The following is a 14675-nucleotide window of genomic DNA, read 5'->3' as shown; positions in this document are numbered from 1 at the left end:
CAACGGGGCCGCGGTGCCTGGCCGCGCGCCCGCCGGCGGCCGAGGCCTTGCCGGTATCCCTGCCGGCGCAACCCGCCGCGGCGGCGCGCCGGATTGCTACACTGTGCCCATGAATTCCCGCTCGCTGACACGCCGCGACCTGGCGGCCCTCTGGCACCCCTGCACGCAGATGAAGGATTACGGCGAGGAGGGCAGCCTCCCGCTGCTGGCGATCCGTCGCGGCGAGGGGGTCTGGCTGGAGGACTTCGACGGCAGGCGCTACCTGGATGCGATCAGCTCCTGGTGGGTCAACCTGTTCGGACACGCGAACCCGGTCATCAACGCGGCCATCCGCGACCAGCTCGACGAGCTGGAACACGTGATCCTGGCCGGCTGTACCCACGAACCGGTGGTCCAGCTCTCGGAGCGCCTGATCGAGAAGACTCCGGAACCCCTGACGCGCTGCTTTTTCGCCGACAACGGCAGCGCGGCGGTCGAAGTGGCGCTGAAAATGAGCTTCCATTACTGGAGAAACCGCGGACACCCGGAGAAGCAGCGCTTCATCTGCCTGAGCAACAGCTACCACGGCGAGACGCTGGGTGCGCTGGCCGTGGGCGCGGTGGAACTGTATCGATCGACCTACGCGCCGCTGATGATGCCGGTAATCACCGTACCGGCACCCGACTGCTTCGAGCGGGAAGCGGGCGAAACCTGCGCGGACGTGGCGCGGCGCCAGTTCGCGCAGATGGAACGGGCGTTGGCCGAGCACGCCGACGAGACCTGCGCGGTGATCGTCGAACCGCTGGTGCAGTGCGCGGGCGGCATGCGCATGCACGATCCCGAGTATCTGCGGCTGCTGCGCGCGGCCTGTGACCGCTACGACGTGCACCTGATCGCCGACGAGATCGCGGTCGGCTTCGGGCGCACCGGAACGATGTTCGCCTGCGAACAGGGGCCGATCAGCCCTGATTTCCTGTGCCTGTCCAAGGGATTGACCGGAGGCTACCTGCCCCTCGCGGTGGTGCTGACGACCGACGAGGTCTACGACGCGTTCTACGACGACTACGAGCGGCTCAACGCGTTTCTGCACTCGCATTCCTATACCGGCAACCCGCTTGCCTGCCGCGCGGCGCTGGCGACGCTGGACATCTTCGACCGCGAGCCGGTGCTGGCGCGCAACCGGAATCTCGCCCGGCACATGGGCGAGGCGCTGGCACCGCTGCGCGAGCATCCGCACGTCGCCGAAGTGCGCCAGACCGGCATGATTGCCGCGGTCGAACTGGTGCAGGACAAGGCCTCGCGCACGCCGTTTCCCTGGCAGGAGCGGCGCGGGCTGCACATTTACCGTTACGGACTCACCCGTGGCGCGCTGCTGCGGCCGCTGGGCCATGTCAGCTACCTGATGCCGCCCTATGTGATCACCCCGGAGCAGATCGACTTCCTGGCCGACGTGATGCGCGAGGGCATCGAACGGGCAGTGCGCGCCTGACGCGCGCGGCCTGCTGATCGCGACCCCGCTGACGCTGCGCTTTTCCGCCCTGCGGGTCGCCCGGGACGCGCGCCGCGGGTTCTTTCACGCTAACTTTCGTGGCGCGGGCAGCCACCCCCGATGATGAAAGAGGCGTAGGCGTAGGGCGGAAGAGGCCGAAGGCCGTCATCCGCCATTCCCACGTCGGGGTTGCCGCAGGCCGCGCGGGGCGATCCGAATGCCATGTGGCGGATGACGCTGCGCTTTTCCGCCCTACAGGTCACCCGGGACGCGCGCCGCGGGTTCTTTCACGCGAACTTTCATGGCGCGGGCAGCCACCCCCGATGATGAAAGAATCGTAGGGCGGAAAAGGCCGAAGGCCGTCATCCGCCATCCGGCGCCCGGGTTGCCGCAGGCGCCGGGGAGGTGCGAACGCCGAGCGGCGGATGACGCTGCGCTTTTCCGCCCTACAGGTCACCCCGGACGCGCGCCGCGGGTTCTTTCACGTTAACGCCGGCGCTGCTCGCCTGGGGTGCACGGGCCCGGTCTGGCGCGAAAAAACCGCCCCCTGTAGGTGCAGTGGAAATCACCGGGCGAACCCCGTAGTCTGCGTCGCTGGCTGGCGCCGGCCGCCCTCTCGATTGCAGGCGGGCCGGACGCCTGGCACCGATCACCACTGCCCCGCAGAAATTGCGGTGCGCAGGCAGAGGCGGAACCTGCGCCGGGTCTGCCAGGGCCGGTGCAGCTTACGCGATGCCGGGTTTTCCGCAGCAGGGCGGTTGCCGGCGACGACTACGAGACCGATTGGAGGAGCGATGCGACCCGCGCATTTGCTGCAAGTGCTTGACCGCGAGTTTGCCAGTACCCTCGAGGGACACCACACCCCGGTAATGCTCTGGGGGCCGCCCGGTGTGGGGAAATCGCAAATGATCGCGGAGGTCGCGGCCCGCAATGGAGTGCCGCTGATCGATATCCGCCTCTCGCAGATGGAGCCTTCGGACCTGCGCGGGATCCCGTTCAAGGACGGCGACCTGGTCGAATGGGCGGTGCCGTCGATGCTGCCGGACGCCGACCGGCAAGGCGCGTCGGGCATCCTGTTCCTGGACGAGATCACCTCGGCGCCGCCGAGCGTGTCGGCCGCTGCCTACCAGCTGATCCTGGACCGCCGGCTCGGCGCCTACGAGGTGCCGCCGGGTTGGGCGATCTTCGCCGCCGGCAACCGTCAGGGCGACCGCGGCGTGACCTACACGATGCCGGCACCGCTGGCGAACCGCTTCTCGCATTTCGAGGTCGAGCTGAACGTCGACGACTGGGCGGCCTGGGCCTACGCGCGTGGGATCGACGACCGCGTCATCGCCTTCATCCGCTTCCGCCCGGACCTGCTGTTCGAGTTCGACCCGGCGCACAACCCGGTCGCATTCCCGTCGCCGCGCTCCTGGGAGTTTGCGCACCGGGCACTGCAGAAGTTCGAGACACACCCGGAACTGCTCAGCGGCTCGCTGCAGGCCTGCGTGGGGCAGGCGGCCGGAATCGAACTCAACGCATTCATCGCCCATCTCGACCAGATGCCCGACCTGGACGCGATCGTGCGCGGCGAGTCCGTGGACGCGCCGCGCGAGATCGACCTGCAGTACGCGGTCGCGGCGGCGCTGGTCGGCCGGGCGATCCGCGCGCGGGGAACCGCGTCGTCGGTCGAGGTGCAGGGAAATATCCTGAACTACGCTAGCACGTTCCCGCAGCGCGAGATGGGCATCATGATGGTGACCGACATGCACCGGGCACTGGGCGACGAGCTGTTCTCGGTGCCGCAGTTCGCCGAGTGGTCGGAACGGGTCGCCGACTTGATGCTCTACGAGGCGTGAACGAACAGGACGCGCGGTGGTGCTGAAACTCGACGTCGAGACCAAACTGGCAGCGGCGCGCACGCGGCTGATCATCGACAAGCCGTTTCTGGGCGCACTGGTGCTGCGGCTGCCGCTGCAGCAGGCGCGGCCGGACTGGTGCAAGACCACGGCCACCGATGCCCGGAAGCTGTACTACAACGTCGAGTACATCGAGCACCTGTCACTGGCCGAGACGCAGTTCGTGCTCGCGCAGGAGGCGCTGCACTGCGCGCTGCTGCACTTTGCGCGCCGGGGCCACCGGGTCAAACACCTGTGGGACCTCGCCTGCGACTTCGCGGTGAATCCGATCCTGATCCACGACGGTTTGACCGCCCCGCCGGGCGCGCTGTACAGCCACGCGTACGACGGCATGACCGCCGAGGAGATCTACCCGTTCCTGGTCGACAACGAGAACGACTCGAGCAACGAGGAGACCCTGCACGACAAACCCGAGGAACAGAGCAGCGGCAAGGGCGAGCAGCCGCCCCCGCCGGAACAGCAGCCGGACGACGACCAGGGCAAGGCCCAGCGGCCGCAGACCGAGACCGACGAGCAGGCCCAGCCGCAGGACGGCGTCGACGAGGATCGCGAGGGCGCCCACGAGCCGCCGCCGCTGAGCGCGCAGGAGCGCGAGACGCTCGAGGTCCAGTGGAAGCAGCGCCTGGCCGGGGCTGCACAGCAGGCGATGCAGGCCGGAAAGCTCAGCGGCGATCTGGCAAGGCTGGTCGATTACGTGCTGGAGCCGAGGCTGCCCTGGCGCATGCTGCTTGCGCACTACATGACCGCGCAGGCGCGTGATGACTACAGCTACACGCGACCCTCGTCGCGTCGGGGCGAGCCGGCGATCTTTCCCAGCCTGCGCAGCCACCAGCTCGAGGTGGTGGTCGCCGTCGATTCCAGCGGGTCGATCACCGGCGAGGAAATCGCCGAGTTCGTCTCCGAAATCGACGCGATCAAGGGCCAGATCCGGGCCCGCGTGGTGCTGCAGGCCTGCGACGAGCGCCTGTGCCCGGATGGGCCGTGGACGTTCGAGGCCTGGGAGACACTCGAGGTGCCGACATCGTTCAGGGGCGGCGGCGGCACCGACTTCAAGCCGGTGTTCGAGTGGGCCGATCGGCTCGATCGGGCGCCGGATCTGCTCGTCTATTTCACCGACGCCGAGGGCTCGTTCCCGCGGATGCCGCCACATTACCCAGTGATCTGGCTGGTCAAGGGCAAGGCATCCGTGCCCTGGGGCCAGCGCGTCCAGTTGAACTGAGCCATGCTGACCCCCGAAGACAGTCTGCGCCTGAATGTCCTGCTGAAGCAGGATCTGCGCGCGCTGCGCATCGACGAGGGCAAAATGACGGTGCACGCACTGACCGGGCGCGGCGAGGCGCGCATCGTGCTGAACCCGAATTGCCCGGACGACAAGTACCTGCGCCAGGTACGCGAGGTGATTTCGAGCGCGGTGCTGGGAGTGCCGCACGGCTACCCGGCCTACCTGAAGCGCTGGACGCGCAGGGTAGGGCACGCGCGCGCCGAGAGCCTGGAGGGCCTGCTGAAGCTGGGGGAACCGGAGGCGCTGGCGGCGGTGGTGCACGCGAGCGGGCTGACCGACGAACTCGCCAGCCGCGCGTGGTGGCTGCTGCAGTCGTCGGACCATGCCCGGGCGATGCTCCGGCGCGAGGCGGTTGTCAACGGCAGCATGGCGCGCGTTCTCGCCGAGTTTCTGGTCGAATTTCTCGCCTACGAGGAACAACCGGCGCAGATGGTCGAATCGGTACGTCTGGTGCTCCAGCCGGGGCTGATCGACGAGCCGGTGCGGCTCGATCTATGGAAAAAGGGACAGCGCAAAACCGCCTATCGGGTCGGTTTCCTGAAGACCCTGCCCGATAGGCTGCCGCACGACCGGGCGCCACACCCGCGCCACGGCGATCTCGCGCCGGTGCTCGAGGCCGCGGCCGGGCAGGGGAACGTGTTTGCGGCCCAGTTGCGGCGCAGCCTCGACGCCCCGGGACAGGCGTACCTCGACACGGTGCGCTTCGCGCTGTCGAAATGCTCCGATCAGGGCGTGGTCGTGCATCTGTTCGAGGCGATCGAGGATTATTTCGCTCCGATCCGGCCCAGTGCGGCCGGACACCGCCGCATCGAGCATCTGATCGACGATGCCGCCCGGATGGACGCCTGTGTCGCCGATCCGGAACGCTGCAGGCAGTTCCGCGAGCTGGACGACGCGCTGCCCACCGAGGATCGTTTACTGCTCGAGAGCTTGCTGGTCATGGGGCTGGTCGGCGAGCCGTTGCTGGCGCCGATCTTCGGCAACACCGATGCGGTGGGTTCGGGACTGCGAATGGCACTGGATCCGGTCACCGGTGGCCTGTTTCCGCATCTCGACCGCCTGTGCCCCTGACTGCGAGCGCGCACGGGGCGTTCCGTGCGATCGAGACCGGCACCGGACCGCGGCAGTGGCCAGGCCAGCGGCGCTGCCGACGACATCAAGAGCTAGCCGATACGGGGATCACGCGATGAAGAAGTTCATGGATCTGGTCAACGACTGCTGTCGGGATGTGCCGGAGTTGATGCCGTGGGATCTCGAGGAGAAACTGTCGGCCGATCCCGACACTCTGGTGGTCGATGTCCGCGAGCCCTACGAATTCGACGCGATGCACATCGAGGGATCGATCAACGTGCCGCGCGGGATCCTCGAGTCGGCTTGCGAGTGGGACTACGAGGAGACCGTGCCGGAGTTGGTGCGGGCCCGCAACCGCGATGTCGTGCTCGTCTGCCGTTCGGGCAACCGCAGCCTGCTGGCCGGCGCGAGCCTGAAACTGCTGGGGTACGAACAGATATTCAGCCTGAAGACGGGCCTGCGGGGGTGGAAGGATTACGAGCAGCCGCTGGTCGACCGCGAGGGCAAGCCGGTCGACCTGGACGAAGCCGACGACTATTTCACCCCCCGGTTGCGCCCGGAGCAACAGCGACCGGCCGGTGAGCCCGAACGGTAGGGCAGGGCGCAGACGCCGCCCGGCGCTGGCGTGGTGGCCGGTGCGCGGGCAACCCGTCGCGTCGACCCGAAATTCCCGATTTCCACCCGTGGCCGGTAACGGCCGCCGATTCGTGGTACACCTGTGACCTGGACAGGAGAACGCAGTCGCGATGAATTCCTTCCCTGAGAAACCCGTGCTCTATTACGTGCACGACCCGATGTGCAGCTGGTGCTGGGCGATGGCACCGGTGCTGGGACAACTTCTGCAACGCCTGCCTCCGGAGATCGAGGTCCGCCGGCTGCTTGGAGGGCTGGCACCCGATACCGACGAACCCATGTCCGAGGACCTGCGCGAGATGGTGCAGTCGTCGTGGCGCAGGATCCAGCAGCATGTACCCGACACCGAACTCAACTTCGCGTTTTGGACCGAGTGCGTTCCGCGGCGCGCCACCTATGCCGCCTGCCGCGCGGTGATCGCGGCCCGGTGCCAGGGAGAGCAGTGGGAATACCCGATGAACACCGCGATTCAGCGCGCGTACTACACCCAGGCACGGAATCCGTCGGATCAGGCGACCCTGATTGCGCTGGCCGAAGAACTGGGCCTGGACATCGATCAGTTCCGCGAAGCGCTGCAGTCGGAATCGGTGCAGCAGGAACTGGATGCCGAGATCGCACTGGCGCGGGAGATGGATGTCGAGAGTTTTCCGGCGCTGGTCTTCTGGGACGCGCGCGGGTACCGGCCGATCCCGATCGATTACCGGGATCCCGAGCCGATGCTGCAGGCCATCCGTACCGCCATGGCGTCGGCGGACTCCAAGGGCTAACTGCCATGACCCCTGTGGCCACCCCCGATGATGAAAGAGGCGTAGGGCGGAAAAGGCCGAAGGCCGTCATCCGCCAGCTGGCGCCGGGGTTGCCGCAGGCGCCGCGCAGGCGCGAACGCCGAGCGGCGGATGACGCTGCGCTTTTCCGCCCTACGGGTTGCCCGGGACACGAGACAGGCCGTGACTTTCACGCTAAGGCGATCGATCGAATGGCGTTTCGTTTCACAGAAATCGCCCAGGCACACTGAGGCCGATCGGGGATTCCGCGGCCGCGGTATGCCGGAGCCGATGCAAGGGGACCGCACAGTGCCGCGACCGCGTCGAATTCTCGAAACGGCCTTACTTCTGTTGGTCATTGTTCTGATACAGGGATGTTCTGCGACCCCGGTCCAGCCGCCTCTGCAGGTGGACGATCCGCGGGCGGTGTTCCTGCTGGACCATGGCCGGCATACCAGCCTGGTGGTCGCCACGCCGGCGGGTTCGATGGTTCGCTATGCCTACGGCGACTGGCGCTTCTATGCCGATCAGGACATGAGGATCGGATCGGCGCTGGCTGCGCTGTTCCTGAGGACCCCGGCGACGCTGGCACGTCGGGAGTTAAGGGGGCCTCCGGAGGAGCCGGCATTGCTGGCGCAGCTGCGGGTGGGCGTTCAGGCGGTGTACCCGTTGCGAGTCTCCGGTGCCGATGCCGATCGGCTGCGCGACGAACTCGACGCACTGCACGCGCGCAAGCCCGAACGGCACCGGTACGTGGCGATGTACGATCTCGTGTTTGCACCGCACCCGGAGCCGTATACCTGGCGGAACAACTCGAACACCCGGGTCGCCCAGTGGCTGCGTGCACTCGGAGCGGAGGTGCGCGGGCCGGCACTGCTGTCGCGCTGGCAACTGATCGAGCCGCAGGGCGAGCCAGGGCCGCAGTAGCCTAGGCACTGCCAGCCACAGCCGCGAATCCGACTTCGCATAATGTATATTATGTTAAATTCGATGCGTGCCTGGGCGTTCGGCGGATCCGGGAGACGCACCACTCGCTCTCCCAAGTTCCCAATGACTGAAGCGCACGGTATACGGAGGCTGTGCCCTGGTGCCGGTGGCTAGTTGCCCGCGCCTCTCGATTCCACCGGCCAATTTCCGGCCATGCGTCTGCGTTCCGGCGGAGAGCCTCTCAGAGTCGGGAGATCACTTCCGGCAAGAGCCGCTTCACCCGCGCCATCCCGGTTTCGAGGTTGCGCGCGATGTCGTCCATCGTGATCACGCCTTCCGACCGGCCCGCGGCCCAGTTCGCAACCACCGCGCAACAGGCATAGCGCAGCTCCAGTTCGCGCGCCAGGGCCGTCTCGGGCATACCGGTCATGCCCACCAGGTCGCAGCCGTCGCGCTCCAGTCGATCGATTTCGGCCGCGGTCTCCAGGCGGGGCCCCTGGGTCGCGGCGTAGGTGCCCTGCTCGACCGCCCCGAGACCGAGCTCCCGCGACGCTGCAATCAGCGTCTCCCGGAGTTCCTGGCTGTAGGGATAGGTCATGTCGACGTGGGTCACGCCTTCGTTCCCGTCACCCTCGAAGAAGGTGTGAAAGCGCGACCAGGTATAGTCGATGATCTGGTCGGGTACCGCGATCACACCGGGTGCCATCTCTGCGGTGATCCCGCCGACCGCGGCGATCGCAAGCACGGTGTCGACGCCGGCGTTCCGGAGCGCCCAGAGGTTGGCCCGGTAATTCACCTGGTGCGGTGGAATCGTGTGCTGAGCCCCGTGACGAGGCAGGAAGATGACCTCGTGGCCGTGGTAACGGCCGTAGGTCAGCGGCCCGGAAGGCTCACCGTAGGGGGTGTGCATCACTTCGCGGCGGGTGATTTCGAGATCCTTGAGCCGAGTCAGCCCCGTGCCGCCGATGATCGCCAGACCTGCGTCGCTCATGCGCTTTCCTCATCGGGGCCTGCGCCCCGTTTAATGACCCGGGGCCTGTGCCCCGTCGCCCGTCCAATGACTCGGGGCCGGCACCCCGTAATGAAACGATGCGCAGGGCCGAGGCCGACCACAACGCCCTGGGTTTCGATCGGAATCGCCGGGGTTGGCCTGGAATCCGGGACTCAGGTTCCCCGTACCGCAAACACGCCCGGAGCGTTGCGCAGGTAGTCATGGTAGTCCATGCCGTAGCCGAACAGATACCGGTTGGGCGCCTGCAACGCCGCGTGGTCGGCGGTGATGCGCGGATCGCGCTTCGGGTTCGCCTTGTCCACCAGCACGATGCTGAACACCTGCTCGGCCCCTTGGTCGAGGCAATGCCGGCGGATCGCGTCGAGGGTCACGCCTTCGTCCAGGATGTCGTCGACCAGTACCACCGTACGGTCGGCGATCGGGGTCTGCGGTTGCGCGAGCCAGTGGAGTTGCGGCCCGCCGCGGGTGTCGCCCCGGTAGCGGGTTGCGTGCACGTAGTCGAGGTGCATCGGGAACGACCAGCGCGAGAGCAGGCCTCCCAGCAGCACCACACAGCCGGTCATCACCCCGAGGACCAGGGGATTGCGCTCGGCAAGGACTTCGGCCGTGTTCTGAGCAAGGCGGTCGATTGCGGTCTCGACCGCCTCGCGGCTGTGCAGGCAGTCGGCTTCGCGCAGCACGCGCCTCGCCTCGGCAGGAGAAATCAACGGGATCACGATTCCCCCGGACCTGCGTACCGGGCCGGGGGATCCAGGGATCAGTAGGTGAAGGTGACGGTGTCGTCGTCCATCGCCTCGGAGATCACGTAGGCCCCGCCGACGGTCTCTTCGATCTCCGGGATCAGGTCGTCGCCCCAGAGATCCAGCGTCGGGGTGCAAACCTTGAAGGTGACACCGGCTTCCGCGGCATCCTTGATGAAGTCATAGACCGACTTCGAGCTGCCCTCCTGCACATACAGGTTCTCGGCGACCCCCTTCTTCGCGAGCTCGCCGGCGCGGCCGGTCAGCACCACCTCGACCTCGTATTCCATGGCTGCGGCGACGGTGGCCTGGAAGAACGGGGCACCGAGTTCCGAGCCGTTGCGGGGATCGGTATTGACCATCACGATGAGCAGTTTGTCGGCCATGAAGATTCTCCAGATGTGAAGGCGGGCATTGTACGGGAAGTCAGGCTCGCACGGTGCGCCGAGGGTCGCTTGATTGTAAGGCGTTCCCCCCGCCCCGTTCCCCGAACCCGTAACGCATTCGGGGTCACCGGCGGCAGTACCGACTCTGGCAGCCTTCGGCCCCGAGGGTATTGATGGAAATCATGTTCCGGACCGCTGCGGCGCTCTCGGGCGCGGAGGGTCATCCGGCGCGCTGGGAATGCCCGCCTTCAGGCCGGTGCCGGCGGCCGAAAGCGTTTCAGACGCAGCGCATTGGTCACGACGCTGACGCTGGAGAACGCCATCGCCAGCGCCGCGAACATCGGCGACAGCAGCAGGCCGATGAACGGGTACAGAACTCCGGCCGCGACCGGCAGCAGCGTCGCGTTGTAGACGAATGCCCAGAACAGGTTCTGCCGGATGTTGCGCAGCGTCGCCCGCGATAGTGCGATCGCGTTGGCAATCCCCAGCAGGTTGTCGGACATCAGCACCACATCGGCCGACTCCATCGCGACATCGGTGCCCGAACCGATCGCGATTCCAACCTGCGCCTGCGCCAGCGCAGGCGCATCGTTGATCCCGTCGCCGACGAACGCGACCCGGCGCCCGCTCTGCTGCAGTTCGCGCAGCGCTGCCACCTTGCCCTCGGGCAGGACTTCGGCCACGACCCGGTCGATGCCGAGTTCGCGCGCAATCGCTTCGGCGGTGCCGCGCTGGTCACCGGTGATCATCACCACCTCCAGCCCCTGTGCATGCAAGCGCTCGACCGCGCTGCCTGCGCTCGCTTTCAGCGGATCGGCAACCGCGAGCACGGCTGCGGCATGGCCATCGACGGCGACGAACAAGGGGGTCGCCACAGCGCCCGCGGCAATGCCGGCAAGCGCGTCGGCGAGGTCGCGGGAGTCGATGCCCTCCGCGGCCAGCAGCCGTGCCGACCCCACCAGCACCCGGCGCCCTTCGACCTCGGCGCGGGCGCCCTGCCCTGCCTCTGCCGTGAACCCCTGCGCAGCGCCCGGCTGCAATCCCCGGTGCTCGGCCGCGCGCAGGATGGCCCGGGCCATCGGATGCTCCGAATGGAGCTCGACTCCAGCGGCAAGGCGCAGCACGTCGTCCGTGTCGAAGCCCGGTGCGGTCTCGATGCCCAGCACTTCCGGCCGCCCCTCGGTCAGCGTGCCGGTCTTGTCCAGCGCGATCACCTCGACCGCCCGTAACGCCTGCAGCGCATCGCCGCCACGGAACAGCACGCCGATCTCCGCCCCCTTGCCGGTCCCGACCATGATCGACGTCGGCGTGGCCAACCCCATTGCGCAGGGGCAGGCGATGATCAGCACCGCCACCGCATTCACCAGCGCGAGCGTCAGCGCCGGCGCCGGTCCGAATGCGAGCCACACTCCGAAGGTCAGCACCGCGATCGCGATCACCACCGGAACGAAATACCGCGTGACCCGATCCACCAGGGCCTGGATCGGCAGCTTGGAGCCCTGGGCGGCTTCGACCATGCGGATGATCTGCGCCAGCACGGTATCGCTGCCGACCCGGGTGGTGCTAAAGGTCAGACTGCCCTGCCCGTTCACCGTGCCGCCCACGACCGCTGCCCCGGGTTCCTTCAGCACCGGCAGCGGTTCTCCGGTAATCATCGACTCGTCGACCCAGGAGCTGCCCTCAACGACCTCCCCGTCGACCGGCAGCCGCTCCCCTGGCCGGACCAGCACCCGGTCGCCCGGGCGTAGCTGTGCCACATCCACTTCCACGATCTCGCCGGCACGGTGCAGGCGTGCGGTGCGTGGTCGCAGTCCTGCCAGTTTGCGGATGGCCTCGGAGGTCGCGCCCCGGGCCCTGGCCTCGAGGAACCGCCCGAGCAGCACCAGGGTGATGATCACCGCCGAGGCCTCGTAGTACACATGCACCGTGCCCTCGGGAAGCCATCCCGGCAGGAAGGTCGCAACCACCGAGTACCCGTAGGCGGCCGAGGTGCCGAGCATCACCAGAGAGTTCATGTCCGGCGCCGCCTGGATCAGCGCCGGCCAGCCCTTGCGATAGAAACGCAGGCCCGGACCGAACTGCACCCCCGACGCGAGCAGGAAAAACAGCAGGTACAGGTTCCCGGTGCCCAGGGTATCGTGCACCGCATGATGAAATGCGGGAATCAGGTGCCCACCCATGTCGATCACGAAGATCGGCAGCGTCAGTGCGGCCGCAAGCGTCAGGCTGCGCTTCAGCGTGCGGTGTTCGGCGGCCCGCGCCGAGCGTTCCCGATCGACCGGGTCCGGGCCCGCCTCCGGCAGGCTGGCGTCGTAACCGGCCGCCTCGACCGCAGCGAGCACGTCGGCCGGGGCCACCTGGGCGGGCAGATACCGGATCCGGGCGGTCTCGGCCGCGAGATTCACGTCGGCCTCGAGTACTCCCGGCAGCGCGCGCAACGCGTCTTCCACACGCCCCACGCAGGATGCGCAGCTCATGCCGCGCACCACGACGCGGAGCTCTTCGCTTGCGGGCTCGTAGCCGGCGGCCGCCACGGCGGCAACGACCGCCTGGGCGCTGGCCGTGCCGAGGTCGACGCTCGCCTGTCCGGTGGCCAGGTTCACGCTGGCATCCTGCACCCCGGGAACCGCGCGAATCGCGTTCTCGACCCGTGCCACGCACGATGCACAGCTCATCCCGCCGACCGGGAGTTCCAGTCGGGTCGGACGCGGAGCGCTCAAGCGGCGTTCCATGCGTTAGCGCTGCCGTGGGGATTCAGTCCGTGCCTGCCGGGTCTTCACCGTTGCACCTCCGGAACGCTGGATGGTCTCGCTGGCACAGGGACGGCCAGCGAGCGCCTGGGCTTCCCTCGCTGACCGCCGGGCATCCGATGTCCGGCGGTCAGGTGATGTAGGTGGGTTCGCGGTCGGCCAACGCCAGCAACCGGGACTGCGCGGCCTCGATCCGAGCGGGATCCTGTGCCGCCGGCCGGGCACGCATGGCTTCGAGCCGGCGCTGCGTGTCGGGGTTCGAATCGCGCCCTTCGAGGGTCTGCAGGATTTCGTCGGCCGCGGCGAAATCGTTGCAGATCAGGACCATGTCGCAACCTGCATACAGGGCCGCATGGGCGCGGTCGGCGGGCGAGCCCGCGAAGTGGGCGCCGGCCATCCCCAGATCGTCGCTGAACAGCGCGCCGTCGAAGCCCCAGCGCACCCGCAGCAGGTCGTTCAGCCAAATCCCCGAGAAACCCGCGGGACTCGAATCCACGTCGGGATAGATCACATGTGCCGGCATGATGCCGCCCAGTTGCGGCAACAGCGGCAGAAAGGCCGCGATGTCGTCGGCCTCGATCTCTGCGAATGGACGCGGATCCACCGGCAGCTCCTCGTGCGAATCCGCGGCGACGCCGCCATGCCCCGGAAAATGCTTGCCGACCCCCGACATTCCGGCCTCGTCGAGTCCGTCGAGCAGGCAGCCGCCGAGCCGGGCGATCACGTCCGCCCGATCGTGGAACGCGCGGTCGCCGATCACTTCGCTGATACCCGCGTCGCGGTCCAGCACCGGGGTGAAGCTGAAGTCCAGACCGGCGGCCTTGAGTTCCTGCGCCAGCAGCCATCCGGCATCCCGCGCCAGCTCCTGCCCCCGGGTCGGATCGTAGGAAAACACGTCGCCGATGCGTCGCATCGGCGGCAATTCGGTAAACCCCGTGCGAAAGCGCTGCACCCTCCCGCCTTCGTGATCCACCGCCAGCAGCAGTTCCGGTTGCCGCAGGGAACGGATCTCGGCAGCCAGTGCCCGAAGCTGCTCCGGGTTCTCGTAGTTCCGAGTGAACAGGATCACGGCGCCGGTGGCCGGGTGCAGCAGGCGCTCGCGATCTTCCGGGGTCAGTTCCAGCCCCGTTATACCCAGCATCACCGGGCCCAGGAATTCGCTCATGGATTCATACCGGGTTCGTACACGACGGAATCTTCAGTCTAGCGGGTTTTGCGCCGGCAGGCGTTCCTGCTGCCGCAGGTCGCCGCGCTCAGCCGCTGCCGGTCTGCTGTACGACCGTGCGCAGCCCGGTCCCGCGGAGCGCATAAGCCTTGCCGAAACCGAGCACCAGTTCTCCGGACAATGCATGCAGCCGAAACGCCTGGAAGTCCGCCAGCCCCTCGAGCAGGTTCAGGATGCCGCCGAACCGCGCCTCGAGCGCCGCGAATGCGCCGGCCCTCTGCGCGGGATCGTTCAGGCGTTCGGGACGGCAGTGCAGCAGCAAGCGTTTGCGCGCATAGATCTGACGGCAGTCGGCGGCGTCCTCGAGCAGCAGGCAGGCGACCGGGCGGTCCGCCGCAAGCGCATGGTAATGCGCCGCCAACCGGCTCGAAACCACCACCAGTCCGTCCTCCAGCGATCCCGTGAACGGCAGGTGGCCGAGCGCGATGCCCTGCCCTGCATCGGTTCCGATCACCAACCCGGGCACTGAGTCGACGAGCCCTTCGGCCACCTGGTGGATATCAGCGTCGTTCATGG

General features: G+C 67.7%; 15 protein-coding genes. 7 read left to right on the top strand and 8 right to left on the bottom strand.

Features of this window, described 5'->3' with window-relative positions; all coding sequences use genetic code 11:
• Positions 1 to 109 precede the first annotated feature (109 nt).
• A complete protein-coding gene (locus THITH_RS08385; RefSeq protein ID WP_006747519.1) occupies positions 110 to 1468 on the top strand; it encodes an adenosylmethionine--8-amino-7-oxononanoate transaminase in 1359 nt (452 codons plus the stop codon).
• A gap of 259 nt (positions 1469 to 1727) precedes the next feature.
• Here THITH_RS08385 and THITH_RS19220 read toward each other — a convergent pair whose 3' ends face one another.
• Entirely contained in the window at positions 1728 to 1925 is a 198-nt protein-coding gene (locus THITH_RS19220) for a hypothetical protein (RefSeq protein ID WP_084222644.1), read from the bottom strand.
• A gap of 337 nt (positions 1926 to 2262) precedes the next feature.
• Here THITH_RS19220 and THITH_RS08380 point away from each other — a divergent pair, with 337 nt between their 5' ends.
• The 5 genes from THITH_RS08380 (at position 2263) to THITH_RS08360 (ending at position 7122) form a co-directional block, all read left to right on the top strand.
• Positions 2263 to 3309, top strand: coding sequence for an AAA family ATPase (locus THITH_RS08380; protein WP_006747520.1), 1047 nt, complete (start codon positions 2263 to 2265; stop codon positions 3307 to 3309).
• Positions 3310 to 3325: 16 nt separating this feature from the next.
• Positions 3326 to 4588, top strand: a complete 1263-nt coding sequence (locus THITH_RS08375; protein WP_006747521.1) for a vWA domain-containing protein — start codon at positions 3326 to 3328, stop codon at positions 4586 to 4588.
• Between the two features lie 3 nt (positions 4589 to 4591).
• The gene (locus THITH_RS08370; RefSeq protein ID WP_006747522.1) at positions 4592 to 5722 is read left to right on the top strand and encodes a hypothetical protein; all 1131 of its coding nucleotides are present in this window, start codon (positions 4592 to 4594) and stop codon (positions 5720 to 5722) included.
• A gap of 115 nt (positions 5723 to 5837) precedes the next feature.
• Positions 5838 to 6317 (top strand): rhodanese-like domain-containing protein, encoded by a 480-nt coding sequence (locus THITH_RS08365; RefSeq protein ID WP_006747523.1) that lies wholly within the window; start codon positions 5838 to 5840, stop codon positions 6315 to 6317.
• 151 nt (positions 6318 to 6468) lie between these two features.
• Positions 6469 to 7122: a DsbA family protein gene (locus THITH_RS08360; protein ID WP_006747524.1), complete on the top strand. Its 654-nt coding sequence runs from the start codon at positions 6469 to 6471 to the stop codon at positions 7120 to 7122.
• On the opposite strand, the gene THITH_RS19215 is transcribed toward THITH_RS08360, so the two are convergent.
• Positions 7119 to 7328, bottom strand: coding sequence for a hypothetical protein (locus THITH_RS19215; RefSeq protein ID WP_084222709.1), 210 nt, complete (start codon positions 7326 to 7328; stop codon positions 7119 to 7121). The two genes, THITH_RS08360 and THITH_RS19215, sit on opposite strands and share 4 nt — an antisense overlap.
• Positions 7329 to 7527: 199 nt before the next feature.
• On the opposite strand from THITH_RS19215, the gene THITH_RS08355 reads away from it, so the two are divergent.
• Positions 7528 to 8046, top strand: a complete 519-nt coding sequence (locus tag THITH_RS08355; protein ID WP_051418645.1) for a DUF2459 domain-containing protein — start codon at positions 7528 to 7530, stop codon at positions 8044 to 8046.
• A 241-nt stretch (positions 8047 to 8287) separates the two neighbouring features.
• On the opposite strand, the gene THITH_RS08350 is transcribed toward THITH_RS08355, so the two are convergent.
• The 6 genes from THITH_RS08350 to THITH_RS08325 form a co-directional block, all read right to left on the bottom strand.
• Complete coding sequence (locus THITH_RS08350) at positions 8288 to 9037, bottom strand: S-methyl-5'-thioinosine phosphorylase (protein ID WP_006747526.1); 750 nt, start codon at positions 9035 to 9037, stop codon at positions 8288 to 8290.
• A 173-nt stretch (positions 9038 to 9210) separates the two neighbouring features.
• Positions 9211 to 9762 carry a hypoxanthine-guanine phosphoribosyltransferase gene (locus THITH_RS08345; protein ID WP_025367404.1) on the bottom strand — a complete coding sequence of 184 codons (552 nt, stop codon included), beginning with the start codon at positions 9760 to 9762 and terminating at the stop codon, positions 9211 to 9213.
• Positions 9763 to 9815: 53 nt separating this feature from the next.
• The gene (locus tag THITH_RS08340) at positions 9816 to 10184 is read right to left on the bottom strand and encodes a DsrE family protein (protein WP_006747528.1); all 369 of its coding nucleotides are present in this window, start codon (positions 10182 to 10184) and stop codon (positions 9816 to 9818) included.
• 248 nt (positions 10185 to 10432) lie between these two features.
• Positions 10433 to 12916 carry a heavy metal translocating P-type ATPase gene (locus tag THITH_RS08335; RefSeq protein ID WP_006747529.1) on the bottom strand — a complete coding sequence of 828 codons (2484 nt, stop codon included), beginning with the start codon at positions 12914 to 12916 and terminating at the stop codon, positions 10433 to 10435.
• A gap of 148 nt (positions 12917 to 13064) precedes the next feature.
• Complete coding sequence (nagZ, locus tag THITH_RS08330) at positions 13065 to 14075, bottom strand: beta-N-acetylhexosaminidase (RefSeq protein WP_025367403.1); 1011 nt, start codon at positions 14073 to 14075, stop codon at positions 13065 to 13067.
• Positions 14076 to 14187: 112 nt separating this feature from the next.
• Entirely contained in the window at positions 14188 to 14673 is a 486-nt protein-coding gene (locus tag THITH_RS08325) for a PNPOx family protein (protein WP_006747531.1), read from the bottom strand.
• Positions 14674 to 14675 lie beyond the last annotated feature (2 nt).

This window comes from Thioalkalivibrio paradoxus ARh 1, assembly GCF_000227685.2.
GTDB lineage: Bacteria > Pseudomonadota > Gammaproteobacteria > Ectothiorhodospirales > Ectothiorhodospiraceae > Thioalkalivibrio > Thioalkalivibrio paradoxus.
Note: the sequence above shows the minus strand (reverse complement) of the source record. Positions and strands in the feature narration are given on the sequence as shown.

Coding starts and splice junctions, on each gene's coding strand:
- THITH_RS08385 (WP_006747519.1), top strand. CDS start 110: ATGAATTCCCGCTCGCTGACACGCCGCGACCTGGCGGCCCTCTGGCAC.
- THITH_RS08380 (WP_006747520.1), top strand. CDS start 2,263: ATGCGACCCGCGCATTTGCTGCAAGTGCTTGACCGCGAGTTTGCCAGT.
- THITH_RS08370 (WP_006747522.1), top strand. CDS start 4,592: ATGCTGACCCCCGAAGACAGTCTGCGCCTGAATGTCCTGCTGAAGCAG.
- THITH_RS08365 (WP_006747523.1), top strand. CDS start 5,838: ATGAAGAAGTTCATGGATCTGGTCAACGACTGCTGTCGGGATGTGCCG.
- THITH_RS08360 (WP_006747524.1), top strand. CDS start 6,469: ATGAATTCCTTCCCTGAGAAACCCGTGCTCTATTACGTGCACGACCCG.
- THITH_RS08350 (WP_006747526.1), bottom strand. CDS start 9,037: ATGAGCGACGCAGGTCTGGCGATCATCGGCGGCACGGGGCTGACTCGG.
- THITH_RS08340 (WP_006747528.1), bottom strand. CDS start 10,184: ATGGCCGACAAACTGCTCATCGTGATGGTCAATACCGATCCCCGCAAC.
- THITH_RS08335 (WP_006747529.1), bottom strand. CDS start 12,916: ATGGAACGCCGCTTGAGCGCTCCGCGTCCGACCCGACTGGAACTCCCG.
- nagZ (WP_025367403.1), bottom strand. CDS start 14,075: ATGCTGGGTATAACGGGGCTGGAACTGACCCCGGAAGATCGCGAGCGC.
- THITH_RS08325 (WP_006747531.1), bottom strand. CDS start 14,673: ATGAACGACGCTGATATCCACCAGGTGGCCGAAGGGCTCGTCGACTCA.